Below are 19,669 nucleotides of genomic sequence, written 5' to 3' on the forward strand. Positions count from 1 at the left end.
GCCATCAGCAGCCGCTCAAGCCCGAGGCCAAAGCCGGCGTGCGGCGGGACCCCGTAGTCAAAGACGCTCAGGTGGTAGTCAAAGGCATCAGGTTTCAATCCTTGCTTTTGCATCCGCTCTACAAGCTGGTCCTTGCGGTTTATCCTAGTGCTACCAGACGACATCTCTAGCGGGCCGTGCATCAGGTCGAAAGACTCGCACACTTTGGGATCTGAGCCGGGCTTGACATAGAACGGCTTTGCCGAAGTGGGCCAGTCGACTATAAAGTAAAAGCCCTTCATCCTCTCGTCTGAGAGGCTCTTTAGCGCCTGCGGCGAGATGTCGTCGCCCCACTGGATGCGCTCGCCGGCCTCCTGCAGTCTGTCTATCAGGTCTGAATACGAGTACTTGGGGAACGGCAGCTCCAGCGCCGGCATCTGCACTTCAAGGAATTTCAGGTCTGACGCGTTGCGTTCCTTGACCGTGTCGACGATGTTCACTATCATGCGCTCAAGAAGCGACATGGCGTCGCCATAGCCGGCAAAGGCCTGCTCGACGTCTATCGACGTCGCCTCTGACAGGTGGCGGTTTGTGCGCGAAGGCTCGGCCCGGAATATCGGGCCTATCTCAAACACGCTCTCAAAGGCCATCGTCAATTGTTCTTTGTAAAGCTGGGGGCTCTGCGCAAGGAAGGCCTCCCTGTCGTAGTAGAATATGGGAAAAAGCGCCGCCCCGCCTTCCGTGGCAGTCGCTATCATCTTGGGCGTGCTAACCTCCATGAACTGCTGGCGGGCAAGGAACTCCCTTACTGCGTTTACCACCGTCTGGCGTATGCGGAACACCGAGCCCAAGTAGTTCCTGCGCAGGTCCACTGCGCGGAGGTCAAGCCGCGTGTCGATGCCAACCGGCGAGCTCTTGCCCTGCGTCATGAAGGGCGGCGCCTTTTTTGCTATCGAAAACGCGCGGATTTCGGCCGGCACTATCTCTGCGCCAGTCGGGGCCTTTTCCTGCGGCCTCACCTTGCCCCTCACGCCAATCGAGGAGTGCTCCTTTACCTCCTGCGCAAGAGAGAAAAGCCCGTCGCCTATCTCGCTCTTTTTTGCAGTCACCTGCACCTCGCCTCTCAGGTCCTTGATTATTATGAACTGGATGTTGCCGTGGTCACGCACGCTTGAGACCCACCCCATTACTACTACCTCCCTGTCTGCCATCGAGGGTCCGACTTCTGCCGAGTAGTGGGTGCGCCTCCACTGACCTAGATCCTCCTCTCTGAGGGTTTCCAAATTAAACAGAGCGTGTTGTATGCAAGAGGTTATAATTTTACCTCAAGACGCTCTCGGATATCGCGTCGATTATCTGCCGCGCCTTTTCCTTCCTGACGACGCCTGTCACAAAGTGCGGCTTGCCGCCGCCCCGGCCGTCGGCGCCGGCTGTTTCCCGGAACAGCTTGTTGCAATCCAGGTTCATAGCCTCGCTTCGCGCAAAAATAAAGTACGCCATTTCAGGCGCGCCGGCGTTTGAAAGGATAACCGCGGTATTTTGCTTTGCTATCATGTCGCCGGCAAACTCCAAAAGCGCCTCGTCGGCAAGGCCGGAAAGTGCGCCCTTTAACACCGAGACCTTGCCGTTTGAAACCGGAACGAGCGCATCCAGCTTTTCCCTGCTGAGCGCCTTTGCTTTCTTGAAGTTGGCGTCGCCTTCCGCCCTTGCCTTCCTCGCAGTGCTCTCGACGGTGTTCGGGTTTGCCCCAAGCTCCTCGCAGACTTTCATCATCTTTGCAGAAAGCGCTACTGCCGCGTCCCTGGCCTGGCTTCCCACCACAAAGTCGACCTCGTACTCGTTTCCGCTCTTTGAAAGCCGCGTAGCGAGGAAGAACTCGCACTCGCGCAGGTTTGCAGCGTGCTCCATGGCACACGCCGTGACGTCGTGGCCCTCTATCTCCACGACCCTCACCTCGCTGGCTATCCGCTCCTCGTTTGCGCGAAGAGAAGGGTTGTGCTTTTTTGCTTCTTCAAGCGACGGGTACGAGCGCGTCGTGACCTGCCGGCCCTCTTCGATGAGCGCGTTTACCATGTTCTCTGCCTTTACCACTGCGTCGATTCCAAGCTGCGAGACGACTATGAAAGCTGTGTTGCCGTCCTTCTTGTGCTCGACCTTTCGCACCCTCAGCGTCTGGCCGAGCACTTTTTGCAGCGCGCCGACAAATGCGTGCTCTGCTGTGTGAGCGGCTCGCGTATCCACGCCCAGCCGTTAGAAAGGCCGGCAATAATAGGTTCACGCTATCCGGGTCTTCATCACGTCAAACGGGCCGGCCCGGGCCCACACGTGGTCAAACAGGTCCGAGCACCATTCCACGAAACCGCTGTCATTGCCTACAAACATCGCGCCCATGTCCACCTCGCCGTTCCTGTTCGGGAACATCACAGCCGCCTCTTCGTCGGCGACGTAGAGCGCAAGGTCGAGCTGCTTGACCATCCTGTTCCGGGGAGCGGTAGGCAGTTTTTCTATCAGGGGGACTATCTCCTCTACGACGTTTTTCGGAAACACCGTGTTGTGCCCGACTATGACCCACACCTCCACGCCGCGGCTTGCCCGGTCCACCAGTATCGAGCCTTCCTCCGGCCACGCCTGAGTAGCCGCTATCTTGAGCCTCCTAGATGCAGAGGCTTCCAGCCGCTTCAGCTCCTGCATGACAAGAGTCACGCTTTCGACTAGCCGGCACCCCTGCAGGACGCCGATTCTCTGGGCAAACTTTTCAGGTACAGGAGCAAGCGTGTGGCTGTTCATGAACTTGGAGTATTTTTCTACGAACTTGAAGTAGCTTATCTGCCGTGCGACCATCCTGCCGGATTCTGTCAGGTGGAGCATGCCGTCGTTCCGCTCTACAAGGCCTGCCCCCATCATCCTGTTCACGTTCCTGTGGACGTCCTGCACTGTCACGCCAAGCTCTCGTGCAAGCGTGCTCATCCTGGCCGGCCTCCTTGCAAGCGATTCCAGCATCAGCCGTCGGGTCTCGCCTGCAAGCTCGAGAAACAGGTCTGCTCCGCCTTCCACCTCAGCAGAGTCCACGAGTAGATAAAGCTCTGGCCGTAATTAAGAATTGCCGGCTTTCTCGCACGTTTAAGCAGCGCGGCTTAACCTTGAACAGGGTTGTTCAAGCACGGATATCTGCACGGGCCCCCATAAAAGAGCCAATGACAGACGCAGGCGAATTACGCAAAGAGTTTGCAGAACTCCAGAAGAAATACAGCGAGTACCTGCCAAAGGTCGACCCCATGCTGGTCCACGACATCCTTCTCAGGCAGATGGAGAACCCCGGCGTTGCGCCCATCTACATGCTCGAAGTCTTTACCAAGCCGGGCGTCAACACCGAGCAGGCGCGCGACTACATATTCAGCAAGACAGGCATGAGCCCCGCCATATTTGACAACGGAACGCACTATGCCACCAACCAGAAGGTGACCCTTGAGATGCTCAAGGAGATCTCCGACTCTGACGACGTGGTGGAGATAACAGGCGACTACACCGGAAGCATCGGCGCGTATCCCGTGAGCCACGAGCACCGCCACAGGGAGCACCCGAGGGTGGCCCAGGGCTCGGGCCAGGTGGCGCAGCTGGAACCCCGCGTTGAAGTAAAGATGCCCACGCCGGAGGAAAGGAAGCAGAGGAGCAGCCAGTACAGGTTCGGCATGTACGTGGCAGGCGGCATAATCGGCGCGATAATCCTGGCAGGCGCGGTGATAAGCGGAGGGATGCTTCCAAACATCAACGTCCAGTCAGCCGCGCCGGGCAACGTGCCGGGCGTACTGCACGGCTATGTTGGCGGCCCCGGAGGGCTTCCGGCCGTGGGCGCGGCAGTAGTCGCAGCAGAGCAGGGTACAGGGCACACCGTCAACGAGTTTGTCTCAGTCGACGGCAACTACTCGTTTGACCTTCCGCCGGGCAACTACATAATCGTGGTAGCGTACCCTGACGGCACGAACAAAATAGTCAACGACTACGTGGTAGAGAGCGGTGCGAGCCACAGGCTCGACTTCTCCTACTGACCCCTCTTTTTTTCGACAACGATTTTAACCTCCAGCCCCGCAACCTGCACTGTTGGCAAAGGGCAGGGCTGTTACCATCGCTACGCTGGGCTCGCACTGCGCGCTCCAGGTGCTCAAGGGGGCAAAGGACGAGGGCTTCAAGACGCTTTTGATATGCGAGAAAAAACGCGCCGGGCTGTACGGCAGGTTCGGCTTTATAGACAGCATGATACAAGTCGACAGCTTCAACGAATTCCTGCGCGACGGCATCCAGGGCAAGCTAAAGAAAGCAAACGCGGTGCTGGTGCCGCACGGCACCCTGATATCGCAGATGTCAAGCGACCAGATAGAGAAGATAAGCACGCCCGTGTTTGGCAACAAGTGGATACTGCGCTGGGAGGCCGACAGGGCGCTCAAGCAGAGGCTGATGGAAGAGGCGGGGTTGAGGACGCCAAGGCCGGTCGCTTCAAAAGACGACATAAAGGGGCTTTGCATAGTGAAGCTGCACGGGGCGGCCGGAGGCAAGGGGTATTACCTTGCATGGGACAGGCAGAGCTTTGAAGAGGGCGCAAGCCGGCTCGTCTCGCAGAACATGATAAAAGGCGAGCAGGACCTGTACATACAGGAATTCATCCGGGGAGTGCCGGCATACCTGCAGTACTTTTACTCGCCGGTAACAAAGGAGCTCGAGCTTTTAGGCGTCGACAGGCGCTACGAGTCTGACATCGACGGGATAGGCAGGATACCTGCAAGGCAGCAGCTTGGCGCAGGCTCCGAGCCGTCCTACACCGTCGTCGGCAACATCCCGCTTGTACTTCGCGAGTCGCTCCTTGACGAGGTCTATAAAATGGGCGAGGCGTTCTGCAGGGCTGCAGAGAGGCTCGTAAAACCGGGCATGCCGGGCCCCTTCTGCCTCGAGGGCGTCTACGACAGCGAGGGCAGGTTCACCACTTTCGAGTTTTCCGCAAGGATAGTGGCAGGCACAAACCTCTACGTCGACGGCTCGCCTTATTCTGGCCTGCTCTACGACGAGCCCATGAGCATGGGCCGCAGGATCGCCCGCGAAGTAAAGATAGCCAAGAAAAAAGGCAGGCTCGGCGACGTTGTCACCTAGTCCGGACTGAACCTGCAAGTCTGGCGACTGCAAGCGCCGACGCGCCTGCGGCTGACACTACAAAAGCCGACGCGGCAAGCTGCAATGCCAGAAACGAGCCGGCCTGCAAGGAGACAGCAGTGGCCGCAAGGCAGGCCGCGACTGCCAAAAGCGCAGCGAGGAGCATTTTCGCGCTCACGCGTTTTTTACCTGCAATAGCAACTGCCGCTGCGGCAGGCGAGACATAGACTGCGCCGATGAGAGAGCTTGCCAGCGCGCCTGCAAGCACTGTCCCGGCCTCGCCCCCGCCCGATGCTGCAAATGCTTTCTCTGACGCAAGCAGTATGCCAAACAGCGGGTAGATTGCCGTCTTTACAGTCGCCTGCAGCCAGGGCTGGTCGCGCTCATAGTCTGCAACCTGCGGGCTGAACGAGTAATAGACTGCGTTGAACGCGTTCATGAAAGCCGAGCCGGAGGCAGACTGCATGACATAGTTGTCACGGAAGCCCCGCAAAAACTGCACCTGCGGCGTCAGCTCCGACCCGAAAGCCGCGGTGGCTATAAGGCATCCCGACGGCTGCTGCGGCTGCTCGGCTGGCGTGGTTCCCTGCAGAACGACGATGTCTATCTGGGCGCTCTCGTTTTCGCCGTTTATGTTCCGGGCGGCAAGCGTGTATGTTCCGGGCTCTGCAAAGGTGTACTGGTGCGAGAATATGCCCTGGTTTGACGACAGGCGCTGCCTGTATACTTCCCTGCCGTCCTTTTCAAGCACAAAGTCAAAGGAGGCGTTCCTGACAAGGTCGGTTGTTGCAGGGTCCTGTATGTTCATGGCAAACGTCGTGAGCGCGCCCGTCTTCATCACTTCAGGGCCCCAGGCTACCTGCCAGTCGTACTTTTCAGTCGTCGAGTACAGGTCCAGCGGGAATTTCGGGACTGACGCCGGAACCAGCTCAAAATCCATGCTCTGGCCTGTGGCCTCTTCTGCGATGCCGGCCAGCTTGGCGTTGTTAAGCACAAAGTGCACGACCCGGGAATCCGGGAAAGAGTAGTCGTCTATGAGCACCGCGTCTGGCGTCAGCGCGACGCCGTTTACCGTGCCAGAGTAGCCGTTTGACTGCAGCTTCTCAACGGCCTTTGGGAACTCGACTTCCATGTGCACGAGCTGCACCTGGCTCACGTACTGCGCGCTCCAGTCAAAGGGCATGGAAAATGACAGCCTTCCGTCATCAGGGTCGTAGGCAAAGTCCTCCACGTCGGCATAGTAGGTCTTGACGGACATCTTTTGCGTGCCCTGCTGCGTGTCAACCTGGAATTCCTGGGTCTTTGAGATGCTGACATAGAGGTCAAACTTGCGGTCCTGCTCAAGCTGCAGGCCTGTGCTGCTCTTTTCAAGCGTTACTGCGACGTGGTACAGGCCGCCGTCTGCAAGTATCCCGCTCCTCACCTCTGCAGGGCTGTCGCGGCTCACCTGCACCTGCTCGCCTGACGCCGGCTGGCCGTTTACCTGCGCAGTTTCGATGTCGTCGGGCACAAGGTTTGCTATCACAAGCCCGTCAGGCGACGTGAACCTCTGGTCCAGAAGCACTTTGTTTTGCAGGTTCACTACAACCCTAAAGTCCGTGCCGGCTATGGTCGAGTTGGTGGCAGGGTCGTGCGCCCTGACTGTGAACACGGGACGGCCTGCCTGCGCGCCTTCGATGTAAAACGGTGAGAGCGTGGTCTCTACAGATACCTGCCTGCCAGATATTGTCACAGGCGGCGACTCGTCAAACCCAAGCCCGTGCCCGTAGGCGCTTGGCAGAGAAATTGCCAGGAGAGCGATAACTGCGGTGACAATGTAGCGCCGCACGCTAAAAGCAAGACCTGATACTCAAAATAAAGATTTGTCCAAAAAAGTGGAGGGAAGGCTACTGCCCTTCCATGTGGTCGTCCATCGCGCCTTCGTCCATGTGGTCGCCTGATTCCTCTTCGGATGTCGCGTGCCCCTCTATTTCAAGGCCGTAGGCTTCCCTCAGCTTCTCGTGGACGCCGATGTGCACCACCACTGTCACGTCCTCGACAGAGTGGCCCCCATACATGGCCTCTCTCAGCTCGACAAGGCCGGACTGGACGTCGTGCGCCACCTCAGTGCCCTCGTCTACCAGGTGTTCCCGGTAGAAGGTGTTCTTGGCAAGCGTCGCAAAGGCCTTTGCCGCGACGTAGGCGTCATGGTCGACAATGTCGCCACCTGCCACGTGGTCTCCCTCCATCGCGTGGTCCTCTTCCATCACCTGACCGTCGTCCATCATGTGCTCGCCAAGGCCGTGCGCCTGCTCGTACGAGGCAAGCGCGTTGTCTGCAAGCCCTGCCACTATGAGCGCCTGGACGTGCGGGTCAGAAACGTGCTCGCTGTCTATCCTGACGCTGACAGCCTCCGCAAGCAGGCTGCTTATTTCGCGGAACTGGCCGATAATTACGCTCCGCTCCTCGCCGCTTTCCACCATTGCTGCAAGGTCGTCAAGCGCGGCAGGAATATCTGCAGATATCCTCTCGTTCTGCTCGGCTATCTCGTTGAGCATCTCGTCGTCTATTATCATGTGCACGTGGTCGATGTGTGCAAGAGCCGCTTCAGGGTTGTCAAGGTTCTTGCCCACCAGCATCAGGTGAACCTTTGCAGCCATGACGTTTACAAGAAAACTGGCGCTCTCGTCCTCGGTGAAACTGTGCGCAAACGCCCTCTGGCCTGCAGCGGCATAGGTCATCCCTGCAAGGGCCATGCCTGCCATCACCAGCGCTGCGATTTTCGTTGGCTTCATGTACCAGCCTTGGCGCTTTCCTCTAATTAGCCTTTTAGTACATGCGCCGAACCTGCGCTAGATCATTTTTCGGGAATGCAGGTAGAAGGCTATGCCAGCGATGGCCGCGGCCGCCGGAGCCACGTAGTAGATCAAAAGCTCGTCTAGTGGAAGCCCGGAAAACGTGGTCAGGTCAAAAGTTGCCGTCAGCGGCTGCGCCTGGTATTTTTCATCGCCGGGTATCCGCGCCTCGACGGTAACTTTGTAGTCGCCCGACTCTTCAAAGACGTACGGCACGGTGATGTCGCTTATCTCGTACTGCCTGTACGGCTCCTGCAGCACCACCTCGCCTGTGGACTTCTCCACCTTGACTGCGGCATGGATGTTGAAGAGGTTGGCTCCGTTCTGGAGCACGCTAAAGTTCAGGGTAGAGTTTTCGCCTATCGCGGGGTTGTCAGGGTACGGCGCAAATATCACCTGAAAGCCGTCCACCTCCTTTGTGTCGCCGAAAAAGTGCGCGTCTGCCGGCTTTGCCGCAAGCAAGAGCAGGACAAGCGCCAAAGGCAGGTACCGCAACACGGGATGATTGCACCGTTTTCGATATTTTAGGATTGGTGCATTTGGCGAATGAACCACAACCGCTAATATGCAAATTCGCACCAGAAAAGACGAGACGCCAGACCGGCGGATCGCCTGTTCATTGCACGTGATGGGGCTTTTCCCCATCAACCGTGCCTGCGCCTTCTCAGTATGACTATCGCCCCAACCGTGGCAGCCGCCGCGGCGCCTATGCCCGGAAAGAGGTAGTCGGCAGGCCCCGGCACGTTGAGGAAAAACGTGAAGGTGAGCACCTCGCCGCTGTAGGCATAGTCGCGCAGGTCGACAAAGAGCGCGTACCTGCCCGGCTCTGCAAACGTGTAGGTGTAGTTGTAGTGCCCCGAAGGCACGACGAGCGGGCCTGCGCGCTCTAGCGCGTGGTTGTCCTTTTCTATCCTTATCTGTATTGGCACGTCAAGCAGGTCGTCGCCGTTTACCCCGGCTATCCTGAGCATTATGTTTGCAGGCTGGCCTGCCTGAGGCGGGCTGGGCGCAGTCGCTATCTCAAAGTCATAGTTGCCGATGCGCTGCCGCGTGACCTGACCTGTAAGCGGGTCTGCAAAGGCCTGCTGCCATGAGATCAAAAGAGCTATTGTGATTGCTAAAAATGCCAGCCTCAACGTGCATCCTACAGCTCGTCGAGCATTTCAACGTAATTGTCGACGACCCTGTCTGCGTATGTCGCCCTGTATTTTGCAAGCACGTCTGCCACAAGGTCGCGGTTTGCAAGGCTGTACAGCTGGTACTCACCGTACCTGACGCGCACGATCCCGGCCTCCTTCAGCCGCTTCAGGTGCGACGACACGGTTGACGGCGCCTTGCCCGTGTGGTCAACAAGCTCGGCAAAGGTGCACGAGTCGTTTGCAAGTATGAACGAGATTATCTCGCGCACCGGCCCGTGTCTCACGAACCCGAGCACGTGCGACTCGCCTTCGGGAACGTTGAGCGGGTAGTAGCGCGTCGCGCCAGACTGCCTGTCCACCCGCACCATGCTCGACTTTTCAAGGGCCGACAGGTGGTAGGTGAGCACGCCGTTTGCAAGTCCCGTCAGCCGCAAGAGCTCCCGGTAGCGTATGCCCGGCTCCTTTGCGATGTACGCAAGGAGCAGGTCAGGCGTGTCCAGCTGCGAGACTTCCATCACTTGTTCACCTTGAGCACTCCAAGCCCGAACATCATGAGCATGACAAGCGTGATGATGTGCGACGCCTCGATGTTGATGGCAGGGACATAGAATGGAAGCGGTATCGCCGCTGCCTGAAGCAGGTAGAACAGCTCCGCCACGCCGAGAGCGATGAAGCCGATGGTCATAAAAAGCGTCCTTGCGCCGCCGGCCCTGCTGTACGCCGTCAGCGAGACTATGCTCAGAAACGCGGCGATGGCAACGGCTGCAATGTGGAGAATGATATGGTAGACCATCGACGGGTGGGTGACGTGCGGCAGGGTCAAGGGTGCTATTATCCCGACCACGACTGCGGCAACTAGGCCGAAAAGCAGCGGCTTGCTAGCTGTTTGCTGGGCAGGCCTGGTACCCGTCTGCATCCACAAGTAACTTGGTAGTTTTCAACTAATAAACCGAATGGTACAAAGCCAGAACTAGAAAAAAGTGAATGAGGGCTACTGTCCGTCGCCCTTCCTTTTCAGGCTCCGCCAGCCAAACACGCCTGCCGCCGCTGCAAGCGGCAGCCCTATGAGCAGTCCGTACGCAGGTCCGGACGCCTTTGACCCGGTTTGCGGAACATCGGTCCCGACTGCCACCTGCTGGATTGCGGATCCTGATTCAGTTCCGATGCGCGTTACGTCGTTGTTCCTCTTGGGAAACAGGATGTCGTTTACGTCTTCGGTGCAGCCAAAGCTTCCGGTCCATCCGGGGCTGTTGAACTTGGTCGTGTCGCCGTCGGCAGACTTGCAGAATATGGTCGAGTCTATGGGCACCGTCCCTTCTCCGAAATAGTTTATCGTTCCGTAGACGCGGTAGCCGTAGATGCCCTCTTTCTGCACCTGCCTTGCGACGTAATGGCCCGGTTCGCCAAACACCCCGCCGACGGTGACGCCTTTTACCACCTCGTCTGCCCTTTCAGCCGAGCTTGCCCTGTTAAACGACCTGATGTCCTTGAAGTAGTACTTGTCTGCCTTCAGGCTTGCGCCAGATACAGGCAGGCTCGTCGCGGCGTCGCTGATTCTAACCTCCATGTTGTGCTTGCCGTCGTGCACTCCGGGCTTTGCCCCGAAGGTCGGCTCGCTTGTGTGGCCCAGGACTAGCTGGATCTCGTGGCCTGCCGCAGGTCCGTCCGGCACCGCCAGCGTCGTGTGCGCGTGCGCAAACGCAGGCTGCAGGATGGCTGCATAGCCCGAGACGAGCGCGATCGATAGGATGGCCGCCATGATTGCTTTTGTCATTTCTCTCACTCCTCGTGGACGAACCCGAGCCCGTCGTTGTCCGGGTTTTCATCGTTCAGGTCAAACACAGGGTTTCCGTGCTCCAGGTCTGCAGGCAATTTCATTTCGTCGTAGGGCGCGCTTGACATGCTGCCAAGTACGCGCTGGACGTTGATGTCTGCCGCGTCGCCGGGGCCAAAGCTGACGCTTTCGCCGGACAGGTTGACAAGCGCCACGTCGGTTATCTTGGGCGCTCCGCCGTTGAGCGGGTCTGGCATGTGCGCGTGGTACACGCAGCTGTCAGCCGTCGACGCGTGCAATATGTAGTACAGCGGCATCTTGTCCACGTATGTTCCATGTGCGCTCTCGTCGACGTGTCCTGCGATCACAGTCACATACGGGACGTGGGTATCAGGGTCGCACGGCGCCCTCATGAGAAAGTGTCCCGACACAAAGTTCGGGCTTGCGTCGTACAGCGGAAGGACCCCGCCTGCAGGCAGCGTCAGGCCGTCGAGCCTGACGTGCGTGTTGTCCGGGATCGTATTTCCGGACACGCCTGCCTCGAAGCTGTGGCTTGCAAAAACGGTCCCGCCGTATACGGCGCCAATGGCAGCCAGGCCTGCGGCAATCAGCAAAAGCCGCAGGTGCTTTGCATTATCAGTCATTGCAATTTTTTCTTTCTTGTTTTGAAATAAGCGGTTTGGTTCATTCGTAGAATGAACCAGAGCTTGTAGCCGGTAAGAACCTAGCCCAGCTTTGACGCTTCGCGCACGTTGCGCCTAAGGTCGGTAGCGCTTTTTGCATACAACAACCCCGCAATGATGATGCCCGCGGCGATGCCAGGGCCGGCATAGTCGGCAAGTGGCAGGTTCATCTCGGCTTGCTGCTCCGGCTCCGGCTCCTCTGGACCGGGCTGCTGCGTCGGCGGCTTGGCAGTCACCACTATCTTGCCAATCTTGGCCCCTTGCTGCTCGGCTATCCAGATGTTGCCCAAGTCGTCAGAAAGGATGTACTGCACAAACGAGCCGGGCGTAGGTATCTTGACCTCCGTGCCCTGGCCGGTCCGCGGGTCGAGCACGGCTATCCTGTCTATCTCGTGCTGGGCGTACCAGAGGTTGCCGAACCTGTCCTTTGCCATTCCAAACGGCAGCCCGCCGTCGTTGACCGAAGGATACTCCCTGAAAGTCTCAAAGAGCGGGTTGAACGCGGTCACGGTGTGGCCCGTGTGCTCTGAAATGAAAAGCGTGTTGCTGTCAGGGTCCGGGAAGACGACTGTCGGCTCGTCCAGCTTGTTGCTACCCGGCGGCGCGTACTCTGTGACTGCGCCGGTCTTGGTGTCTATCATCGCTATCCTGTCACTGCCAGACTCTGCGACCCACACGTTGCCGTTTCTGTCAAGCGAGACTGCAACCGGTATCGAGCCGGCCGTCGGCAGGTCAACGTAGGTAAACTGCTCTGTCGAAGGGTCGAACCTGAATACCCTGTTCAGCTGCACGACAGGCATCCAGAGATTCCCGTCTCCGTCCATGACAAGCCCCGAGACTATGCCCTTTTGCGGAAGCTGGAAGTTCTTGTTGGCCCTTGTGTCCGGGTCGTACACGCCAAGTATCCCCGTCGGGTCGATGTACCACAGCATGCCGTTTCCGTCAAGCGCCATCTGCGTGATGATTGCCGCGCCCTGCACTTCATGCAGCGTGTAATTTCCGGTCGCCATGTCCAGCTGCCAGATCTTGCCCGTCGTGCTTCCCTGGACAGGCAGCGAGTCTCCAACCCATATCGAGTTGCGCTCCCCGTCAAGCACAGGGAACAGCGGCAGGCTGCGCGACGCCGGTATCCTGTACTCTGTGAGCTCAAATGCAAGGTCCGAGACCGCCGGTCCCACGTCTAGGTCGATGCTTGCGACAATGTTTGTCGACTCGGGCCTCACGCCTTCCACCACCACGCTCCAGGTGCCGGCGATGCCAAACGCGGCCTCTGCGGTGTAGACGCCCTCTGACTTTTTGGCAGTCTCTACTGTTATAGGCCCTATGCCCCTTTCGACGTTTGTCATCTTTACCGACGCAGACTCGATGCCTGATGCCGGCTTGCCGTCCAGGTCAAAGAACGACAGCGTGAACGTGTTCTGGCCCACCGCGTAGGGCTTGACTGCAAGGTCTATCCTGCCGGCAGACGTTATCAGGGTCTGCACGTAGCCGCGGTCCGCAGGCGCCTGCGCAAACGCACTCTGCGTGTCGTCCTTGGCGTACTGCGGGAACTCGCCTTCGGGCAGCGCGCCGTTTGCCATGAGAGAGACCATAAGCAGGAGCGCTATCCCGGCCTCGGCCTCGGCCTTGAGCGTCCTGCCGTACCTGCCCACGCCGGTGTGCTGTATTGACTGGCCGCCGGCCATAGCCGCCACTGCCTTTTTCTGGACGACTGCCTGCGAGTAGGCGCCCATGCCGACCATCACGCCTGCAAGCGCCAGCTTGATAATCAGCACCCTGCCGTAGGTGGACGCAAGGGTGAGCGACAGGTTGTCCTCTATCATGAAAAGCAGGAGCGGGCCGGTGATTACAGACAGTCCCAGGATTGTCACGACGACTGTCGAAAAGCGCGGGATGAGTATTGATATGGCTGCAGGCCTTGCCCTCTCGTCTGACAGCGCAAGCAGGCGCGGGACTACAACGAATCCCATGAGCACCACCCCGCCTATCCAGATGCTTGCAGCCGCGTTGTGGAAAAAGTCAAGCAGGATTGCGGCTGTCTGCCCTGTTGCCGCGCCGTGCGAGATGAGGCTGGACGTGACGAGCACCGCAAGTCCCATGACGAGGATTGCAATCATCTCTGCCCGCGACGGGATTGCGCCTTCGCGCGCCATCTTGCGCTGCACAAAGACTGCGATTATCATGAGAATCGACGACTCTATCATGCGCGTCGTCCAGATCGTGCCGAACTTTGTCGCTATGGCGTCGCCGATGCTTGCGTTTATCTCGTACGCCTGCACCGATATCATCGCCGCGTTCGATGCAAGGACAAGCCCGGTGCCGATGATCACGAGCCCAAGCATCTTGCGGTCTATTTCATGGCGCCTTGCCGCTACTGCGTTTGCAAGCCAAGGCACCTTTTCAAGCGGCTTCCACAGCCAGAGCGTGCCAAACGCAGCGCCGACCACTATAATCTGCCCTACCATGCCGGGGAACCTCGACGCGGACTCTTCCGGCGACAGCACGTCTGATTGCGGCGCAGAAGGACTGTCTGTTTCGACGGGTGCAACACCGATGCCAAACGTGAAGGCGTTGTCAACCACGTGGCCGTCGACTGCAGAGAGCACACGCGTCGTGACTGTGTAGACGCCCTCCGGAAGGTTTGGCTGGAGCGAGACGCGAAGCGAGGCCGTGTCGCCGTCGGCATAGCCGGGATCGTTCCTGTCGACCCTCGAGCCGTCCGGACCGAGCACCGCTATCTTGCTGTAGTCTATCTCTATCGCCTCGCTGAAATGCACCGTCACTTCCGGAGGAGTGGACGAGACACTTGCAAAAGGCCGCGGGTCTGAACCGGTCAGGATGGGATGTGCAGACGCCTGCTGCACGTTTACAATCAAAAGCGCCGCCACTGCTACCATTACTGGGACGTACAGCAGCCGGCGGCCCATGGAAGAAATTACGCGCCGGCGTATATTTGACTCTTGCTTGTTTTGTGGTACAAACCCCGAACCAGACTCAAAGATTATAAGCATTGCAAATCAAGTTTTTACAGATGAAAAAGGCAGCCCTTGCGCTTGCACTCGCACTGCCGCTTTTGCTTTTTGCCTTCAAGCCCGCATTTGCGCACAACGAGGCGGAGGTGGGCGACATCAGGATTGTCGGAGGCTGGGGAATAGAGCCGCCGCTCATAGGCCAGCTCAACACGATAGTGATTCAGGTCACGAGCATTTCGACCGGCGACCCTGTCACGAACGCGTTTGCAAATGCAAACGTGGTCGTGAAGAAGGGAGGCGTGCAGAAAGCGCTGGAACTTACTCCGGCAGAGGAGGCCGGCTGGTACGAGGCAGAGATCATCCCGACGCAGCTCGGGCAGTATGCCATAGCGTTTTCAGGCCGCATAGGCACGCAGCAGGTGAACACCCAGATAGAGCTTGAAGACGTCGATGACACAAAGAGGCTGAACTTCCCAGAGGGCGGAGACTCGAACCAGGGCATCCCGGAAGACTTTGTTGACCAGATGCGCCAGGTCATAACCGGCCTGACCGTCCAGGTCGAAAACGCCAACACCTCGGCGCAGAATGCAAGCGACGCGGCTGCAAGCGCGGCCCAGTCTGCAGGCGAAACAAGGTCGGCGGCCGACAGGGCGTACCTGGTCGGCCTGGTTGGCATAGGCGTCGGCGTGGCAGGAATCGCCATTGCCGCAGTAGCGCTTTCGAAAAAAGCCTAGAGCTTTTTCATCCTTGCAACCGCTATTGCGCCTGCAGTCACGGCTACTGCCGAGAGCGCGCCGGCCGGGAACTCGGGCGTCACGTTGACTGGGAACTCGGCGGTCTCTGGCGTTATCGGGATGAACTGTATGCCCGTCATCTCTACGGTTATCGTGTAGTCGCCGTTTCCTTCGAACTTGTACGGGATTGTGACCACGCCCTCAGCGGTGTGCAGGGTGGGCTGGTTGACCTGGCCTGCCGCGCTGAACACCTCGTTTCCGCTGCTGTCAGCAATCTTGACATCGTAGTCGATATGCTCCTGGACAGTCTGCGAGCCGGGTTGCAGGAACGAGACTTTGATCTGCGCCTGCGCGTCCTGGCCCCACTGTGGGTCTACCTCGATATCAAGCGATCCGCCACTTGACGGCTGGTTCATTCCCTGCGCAAACGCGGGCTGCAAAAACGCGGCCGGCACAAGGGCGGCCGCCAAAAGAGCAAGCATGTATCCCTTCATCAATGAAAGGTGTGCATTGAAGGTAAATAAGTTATCTGGAGAGTTTCTTTCGCAATGCGAAAATCGACGCAAGTGCGCCGGGCAGCACCCAGGCGACCTGGAACTCGGGCGTGACCTGCACGGGGAACGAGGCACCCTCGCCGAGGCCGTCAATGTTGTCGACTATGATGGTATAGGGCCCGGCCACGCTGAACGCGACTTGTTGTGTATTTGAAGTCTGATCCGTCCTCTCCAGCACCGTGTTGCCGGCCTGCGCTATTGCAAAGTCATAGACCACGTCCTCGACCTCCTTGCCTGTCTCCGGCTCTATGAAGCGGATCTCAAACGTGTTTTCGGCGCCAATGTCAGCTGGCGTCCACCCTATCTCCACCAGAAAAGTGCTCTGGTCGCTTGGCGCTTCCAGCATTATCTGTTCCTGCGCAAAAGCCTGCAGAGGAACAAGGAGCAAAAGTACCGTCAGTATTGCCTTGAGCAAGATGAAAAAGGAAAAGAGAGGGAAGGCTTAGAACCTTCCGAGGCCGAACAGGTTACCCTTGAAGCGGGCAACACCTATGACAGCCACGAGCGAGACTGCAAGCACCAGGGCGGCTATCACGCCAAACTCCGGAACCACGGTTGCGCCCGTTATCTCCACCGATCCGCTGTCTGGGACAGTGACGCTGATAGTCGTCGACTGGTCGTCTTCGTTCACCACTTCAGCCGCCGCTCCGTCCACCATCAAGCTGCCGCTTACCATGCTCTTTGGCAAGGTTACTTCCGCAGCGCCCGGACCGTCGAATGTCAGGGTCACCGATTCGCCTGCTGCTATCTCTGCAGCTGTTATCGAGTTGTCAGCAGACGTTGAAGTCACCTCGTAGCTGTTGCCGCCAAGCTCTGCTGTGGCAGTGCTTGTTGTTGGCTCGTCGCCTCCGCCACCAGCGCCCACTACTACTGTGCCAACCATTGCTGGGTGCAAGCTGCAGTAGTATTCATATTCGCCTTCCTCAGTAGCAGTCCATTCCTGTGTCTTGTTCGGACCTATAATCTCGTCACCGTCTCCACCGAAGAGTCCAGAGGGCCCGTCATCGAGGTTGCCTGAAACCACTGTGTGGAAGGTACTGTCCTTGTTTGTCCAGACTATGGTGTCGCCCACGTTAGCATTTACAGGGTTGGGCGAAAACGCATCGGTTGTCTTGTTAGTCGCTCCGGGAACTATGTCCACGTTGATTGTTGCTGCAAAAGCCGCCGGCGCAGGCAGCGAAATAACCGCTGCCAGAACAGCCGCCAGGCCCACAGCAAGAGCCATGCTCGACTTCATTGTTTGAAAAACACATTTAGTGACATTAAACTGTTTTGGATGCTCTAAGTAGGCTTTTTAACAGTGAGAAAAGATCTGTAATTGTTGCGCATAGTCTCATTCCTGCCCAGCGCTACAGAAACGCTGTACGAGCTTGGAGCCGCAAGGGAAATCGTCGGCGTGACGCACGAGTGCAAGTACCCGCCGGCCGCAAGGAAAAAGCCGCAGGTGATACGCCCGTCGTTTGACCCGGGCTCGATGACAGGCAAAGAAATAGACAGCAAGATTGTAGAGCTGGTGCGTTCTGGCGGCGACATCTACCTGGTCGACGACAAGGCGCTGAGAAGAGCCAAGCCCGACTTGATAGTCGCGCAAGGGCTGTGCGAGGTGTGCTCGCCCTTTACAAAGGAGATAGGCAGGGCGGTCAGGATACTTGGTGGGGCACCGGACGTCCTCGTGCTTGACCCGCACGACCTTGACGACATACTGGTCTCGATAATGGACGTTGCCGAGAAGGTGGGCAGGGTGAGGGAAGGCAGGAGGCTTGTGGCGTCTCTGCAAAAGCGCATAGACGCAGTCAGGTCCATGAAGATTGACGATAAACCAAGGGTGGCGTGTGTCGAGTGGGTCGACCCGCTTTTCACCGCGGGCCACTGGGTGCCCCAGATGGTCGAGTATGCAGGCGGCATAAACGGCATGAGCGCCGCAGGCGAGCAGTCGCGCAGGATGCAGATAGACGAGCTTGCACGGTTCGACCCCGACATCATAGTCATGATGCCCTGCGGCTATGGAATAAAGCGCACTCTTGAAGAGATGGAGGTCCTGAAAAGCAACGAAACGTGGAATTCTCTTTCCGCAGTCAGAAACAAGAAGGTGTACGCAGTAGAGGCTGGATCGTATTTCAGCAAGCCCGGGCCGCGGACTGTGGTCGGCCTTGAGATACTTGCAAAGATAATCCACCCGGAAGCTTCGAGGAAAATAAAAGTGCCCAAGGGCACCTACAGAAAAATCTACTGAGTCAGCGAGACTTCGATGTAGACGTCGTCCGGGATCTTCAGGCGCATCAGCTGCCTTATCGCCCTGTCGTCGGCGCCCACGTCGATTACCCGGCGGTGTATGCGGAGCTCATACTTGTCGTAGGTGTTGGTACCCTGGCCGCACGGCGACTTTCTTGTCACGACCTTCATCCTCTTTGTCGGAAGCGGATGGGGGCCGCGGATCTTGATGCCGCCCTTTTCGCCGATGCCCTTTATCTCGGTGCACACACTCTCAAGCGTGGAGAGGTTGGTGCTCGTGAGCTTGATTCTTGCTGCCTGGGGCATTCAGGTCACTTTTTGTTCGGGTCGTACTTCTCGGTTACGTTCAGGACGACGCCTGCGGCGATGGTTGTTCCCATGTCGCGGAGCGCAAACCTGCCTATCTCCGGAAAGTCCTTGAATGTCTCTATCGGAAGCGGCCTCACCGGGCGGATCCTTACAATCGCCGCGTCGCCTGTCTTGAGGAACTTGGGCGCCTCTTCTGTCGTGGCGCCGGTCCTCGGGTCCAGCTTGGACACGAAAGACGAGATCGTCGCTGCGACCTGCGCCGTGTGCGCGTGGAGCACAGGCGTGTAGCCCGGAGCGATTGCTGTCGGGTGGTGGATGACTATGATGCGCGCCTCGAACTCCTTTGCAACGCTTGGCGGGCTGTCGACCGGGCCGATTACGTCGCCCCTCTTTATCTGCTTCTTGTCTACGCCCCTCAGGTTAAAGCCGACGTTGTCGCCAGCCTCTGCGGATTCCATCTGGGTGTGGTGGGTCTCGATTGACTTGATTTCTCCAACAGCGCCTGACGGCATGACGACCACCTTGTCGTTTGGCCTCATCTTGCCTGTCTCGACCCTGCCTACCGGCACGGTTCCGACGCCTGTGATGGAGTAAACGTCCTGTATCGGGATCCTCAGTGGCTTGCCTATCGGCTTCTCGGGGACTTCGAACGCGTCAAGGGACTCTGCAAGCGTCATGCCCTTGTACCACGGCATGTTGGTCGACTTTTTCACTAGGTTGTCGCCCTTCCAGCCGGACACCGGCACAAAGTTGATCTTGGCGGTGTTAAAGCCGACTGACTTGAGCATCTTCTCTACCTGGTCCTTGACCTCCTTGTAGCGCGCCTCCTGGTAGCCTGCGTCGTCCATCTTGTTGAGCGCGACGACCAGCTGGCCTACGCCGAGGGTCTTGGCAAGGAATGCGTGCTCCCTGCCCTGGCCTCCTGGCTCGATTGAAGCTTCTGTCTCGCCGGGCTTGACTGAAATGACAAGGATGGCGGCGTCAGCCTCTGACGCGCCTGTGATCATGTTCTTGATAAAGTCCTTGTGGCCCGGTGCGTCAATAAGCGTGAAGAAGAACTTGTTGGTCTCGAATTTCTGGAAGGCGAGGTCGATGGTGATACCCCTTTCCCTCTCGTCCTTGATGCTGTCCATGACCCATGCGTACTTGAATGTGTCGCCCTTGCCCGTTGCCTCGGATTCCTTGGCATAGGCATCTATAGTCCTCTGGTCAATTTCACCAAGATCGACAAGTAGGTGACCTACAGTAGTAGATTTACCATTATCGACGTGGCCTACAACCACAATGTTCAGGTGTGGCTTTTTGCTTGCGCTCATAGGG

At 58.1% G+C, this 19,669-nt stretch carries 21 protein-coding genes; 4 read left to right on the top strand and 17 right to left on the bottom strand.

The genetic code is table 11. From position 1 onward, the window contains the following. From aspS to HXY31_RS07250, 3 genes are all read right to left on the bottom strand, one after another. Positions 1-1,262: aspartate--tRNA(Asn) ligase (gene aspS / locus HXY31_RS07240; RefSeq protein WP_292641412.1), on the bottom strand; the 1,262-nt coding region annotated here is incomplete at its 3' end. 37 nt (positions 1,263-1,299) lie between these two features. Further along, positions 1,300-2,220 (bottom strand): DHHA1 domain-containing protein, encoded by a 921-nt coding sequence (locus tag HXY31_RS07245; protein WP_292641415.1) that lies wholly within the window; start codon positions 2,218-2,220, stop codon positions 1,300-1,302. A 33-nt stretch (positions 2,221-2,253) separates the two neighbouring features. Then, positions 2,254-3,048: a MarR family transcriptional regulator gene (locus tag HXY31_RS07250; protein ID WP_292641418.1), complete on the bottom strand. Its 795-nt coding sequence runs from the start codon at positions 3,046-3,048 to the stop codon at positions 2,254-2,256. A gap of 125 nt (positions 3,049-3,173) precedes the next feature. Between HXY31_RS07250 and HXY31_RS07255 the strand changes: the two genes are divergently transcribed. Together HXY31_RS07255 and HXY31_RS07260 are read left to right on the top strand one after the other, a co-directional pair. Continuing rightward, the gene (locus tag HXY31_RS07255) at positions 3,174-4,025 is read left to right on the top strand and encodes a carboxypeptidase regulatory-like domain-containing protein (protein ID WP_292641420.1); all 852 of its coding nucleotides are present in this window, start codon (positions 3,174-3,176) and stop codon (positions 4,023-4,025) included. Positions 4,026-4,077: 52 nt separating this feature from the next. Then, the gene (locus tag HXY31_RS07260) at positions 4,078-5,118 is read left to right on the top strand and encodes a formate--phosphoribosylaminoimidazolecarboxamide ligase (protein ID WP_292641421.1); all 1,041 of its coding nucleotides are present in this window, start codon (positions 4,078-4,080) and stop codon (positions 5,116-5,118) included. On the opposite strand, the gene HXY31_RS07265 is transcribed toward HXY31_RS07260, so the two are convergent. The 9 genes from HXY31_RS07265 to HXY31_RS07305 all read right to left on the bottom strand — a co-directional run bounded on the left by HXY31_RS07265 (position 5,111) and on the right by HXY31_RS07305 (position 14,475). Beyond that, a complete protein-coding gene (locus tag HXY31_RS07265; protein ID WP_292641423.1) occupies positions 5,111-6,946 on the bottom strand; it encodes a CFI-box-CTERM domain-containing protein in 1,836 nt (611 codons plus the stop codon). The two genes, HXY31_RS07260 and HXY31_RS07265, sit on opposite strands and share 8 nt — an antisense overlap. A gap of 58 nt (positions 6,947-7,004) precedes the next feature. After that, complete coding sequence (locus HXY31_RS07270) at positions 7,005-7,892, bottom strand: hypothetical protein (RefSeq protein WP_292641425.1); 888 nt, start codon at positions 7,890-7,892, stop codon at positions 7,005-7,007. Between the two features lie 57 nt (positions 7,893-7,949). Further along, entirely contained in the window at positions 7,950-8,450 is a 501-nt protein-coding gene (locus tag HXY31_RS07275; protein ID WP_292641428.1) for a hypothetical protein, read from the bottom strand. Between the two features lie 146 nt (positions 8,451-8,596). Continuing rightward, positions 8,597-9,088 carry a hypothetical protein gene (locus tag HXY31_RS07280; RefSeq protein WP_292641431.1) on the bottom strand — a complete coding sequence of 164 codons (492 nt, stop codon included), beginning with the start codon at positions 9,086-9,088 and terminating at the stop codon, positions 8,597-8,599. Between the two features lie 8 nt (positions 9,089-9,096). Then, positions 9,097-9,606 carry a winged helix-turn-helix transcriptional regulator gene (locus HXY31_RS07285; RefSeq protein ID WP_292641433.1) on the bottom strand — a complete coding sequence of 170 codons (510 nt, stop codon included), beginning with the start codon at positions 9,604-9,606 and terminating at the stop codon, positions 9,097-9,099. Next, complete coding sequence (locus HXY31_RS07290) at positions 9,606-10,007, bottom strand: hypothetical protein (RefSeq protein ID WP_292641436.1); 402 nt, start codon at positions 10,005-10,007, stop codon at positions 9,606-9,608. The genes HXY31_RS07285 and HXY31_RS07290 overlap by 1 nt, the downstream gene beginning before the upstream one ends. Positions 10,008-10,082: 75 nt before the next feature. Next, positions 10,083-10,865, bottom strand: a complete 783-nt coding sequence (locus HXY31_RS07295; RefSeq protein WP_292641439.1) for a hypothetical protein — start codon at positions 10,863-10,865, stop codon at positions 10,083-10,085. 5 nt (positions 10,866-10,870) lie between these two features. After that, entirely contained in the window at positions 10,871-11,509 is a 639-nt protein-coding gene (locus HXY31_RS07300; protein ID WP_292641442.1) for a hypothetical protein, read from the bottom strand. An 80-nt stretch (positions 11,510-11,589) separates the two neighbouring features. After that, on the bottom strand, positions 11,590-14,475 hold the full coding sequence (locus HXY31_RS07305) for a copper resistance protein CopC (RefSeq protein WP_292641444.1): 2,886 nt from the start codon (positions 14,473-14,475) through the stop codon (positions 11,590-11,592). A 104-nt stretch (positions 14,476-14,579) separates the two neighbouring features. On the opposite strand from HXY31_RS07305, the gene HXY31_RS07310 reads away from it, so the two are divergent. Continuing rightward, the gene (locus HXY31_RS07310; RefSeq protein WP_292641447.1) at positions 14,580-15,254 is read left to right on the top strand and encodes a hypothetical protein; all 675 of its coding nucleotides are present in this window, start codon (positions 14,580-14,582) and stop codon (positions 15,252-15,254) included. Here the strand turns inward: HXY31_RS07310 and HXY31_RS07315 are convergent. From HXY31_RS07315 to HXY31_RS07325, 3 genes are read right to left on the bottom strand one after another with little or no spacing between them, the layout of a single operon-like run. After that, on the bottom strand, positions 15,251-15,748 hold the full coding sequence (locus HXY31_RS07315; RefSeq protein ID WP_292641449.1) for a hypothetical protein: 498 nt from the start codon (positions 15,746-15,748) through the stop codon (positions 15,251-15,253). The genes HXY31_RS07310 and HXY31_RS07315 overlap by 4 nt on opposite strands. Before the next feature lie 31 nt (positions 15,749-15,779). Then, positions 15,780-16,223, bottom strand: a complete 444-nt coding sequence (locus tag HXY31_RS07320) for a hypothetical protein (protein WP_292641451.1) — start codon at positions 16,221-16,223, stop codon at positions 15,780-15,782. A gap of 27 nt (positions 16,224-16,250) precedes the next feature. Continuing rightward, the gene (locus tag HXY31_RS07325) at positions 16,251-17,045 is read right to left on the bottom strand and encodes a plastocyanin/azurin family copper-binding protein (protein ID WP_292641452.1); all 795 of its coding nucleotides are present in this window, start codon (positions 17,043-17,045) and stop codon (positions 16,251-16,253) included. A gap of 84 nt (positions 17,046-17,129) precedes the next feature. Between HXY31_RS07325 and HXY31_RS07330 the strand changes: the two genes are divergently transcribed. Then, the gene (locus HXY31_RS07330; RefSeq protein WP_292641454.1) at positions 17,130-18,041 is read left to right on the top strand and encodes a cobalamin-binding protein; all 912 of its coding nucleotides are present in this window, start codon (positions 17,130-17,132) and stop codon (positions 18,039-18,041) included. On the opposite strand, the gene rpsJ is transcribed toward HXY31_RS07330, so the two are convergent. Together rpsJ and tuf are read right to left on the bottom strand one after the other, a co-directional pair. Beyond that, entirely contained in the window at positions 18,035-18,346 is a 312-nt protein-coding gene (gene rpsJ, locus HXY31_RS07335; protein ID WP_292641456.1) for a 30S ribosomal protein S10, read from the bottom strand. The genes HXY31_RS07330 and rpsJ overlap by 7 nt on opposite strands. 5 nt (positions 18,347-18,351) lie before the next feature. Continuing rightward, complete coding sequence (tuf, locus tag HXY31_RS07340; RefSeq protein ID WP_292641459.1) at positions 18,352-19,665, bottom strand: translation elongation factor EF-1 subunit alpha; 1,314 nt, start codon at positions 19,663-19,665, stop codon at positions 18,352-18,354. Positions 19,666-19,669: the final 4 nt, after the last annotated feature.

The organism is Nitrososphaera sp., assembly GCF_013388945.1.
Taxonomy (GTDB): domain Archaea; phylum Thermoproteota; class Nitrososphaeria; order Nitrososphaerales; family Nitrososphaeraceae; genus Nitrososphaera.

Bases quoted from the DNA above. Each gene is read 5' to 3' on its own strand.
- HXY31_RS07255 (WP_292641420.1), top strand. From the start codon at position 3,174: ATGACAGACGCAGGCGAATTACGCAAAGAGTTTGCAGAACTCCAGAAG.
- HXY31_RS07270 (WP_292641425.1), bottom strand. From the start codon at position 7,892: ATGAAGCCAACGAAAATCGCAGCGCTGGTGATGGCAGGCATGGCCCTT.
- HXY31_RS07285 (WP_292641433.1), bottom strand. From the start codon at position 9,606: ATGGAAGTCTCGCAGCTGGACACGCCTGACCTGCTCCTTGCGTACATC.
- HXY31_RS07290 (WP_292641436.1), bottom strand. From the start codon at position 10,007: ATGCAGACGGGTACCAGGCCTGCCCAGCAAACAGCTAGCAAGCCGCTG.
- HXY31_RS07295 (WP_292641439.1), bottom strand. From the start codon at position 10,865: ATGACAAAAGCAATCATGGCGGCCATCCTATCGATCGCGCTCGTCTCG.
- HXY31_RS07300 (WP_292641442.1), bottom strand. From the start codon at position 11,509: ATGACTGATAATGCAAAGCACCTGCGGCTTTTGCTGATTGCCGCAGGC.
- HXY31_RS07305 (WP_292641444.1), bottom strand. From the start codon at position 14,475: ATGGGCCGCCGGCTGCTGTACGTCCCAGTAATGGTAGCAGTGGCGGCG.
- HXY31_RS07310 (WP_292641447.1), top strand. From the start codon at position 14,580: ATGAAAAAGGCAGCCCTTGCGCTTGCACTCGCACTGCCGCTTTTGCTT.
- HXY31_RS07315 (WP_292641449.1), bottom strand. From the start codon at position 15,748: ATGAAGGGATACATGCTTGCTCTTTTGGCGGCCGCCCTTGTGCCGGCC.
- HXY31_RS07325 (WP_292641452.1), bottom strand. From the start codon at position 17,045: ATGAAGTCGAGCATGGCTCTTGCTGTGGGCCTGGCGGCTGTTCTGGCA.
- rpsJ (WP_292641456.1), bottom strand. From the start codon at position 18,346: ATGCCCCAGGCAGCAAGAATCAAGCTCACGAGCACCAACCTCTCCACG.
- tuf (WP_292641459.1), bottom strand. From the start codon at position 19,665: ATGAGCGCAAGCAAAAAGCCACACCTGAACATTGTGGTTGTAGGCCAC.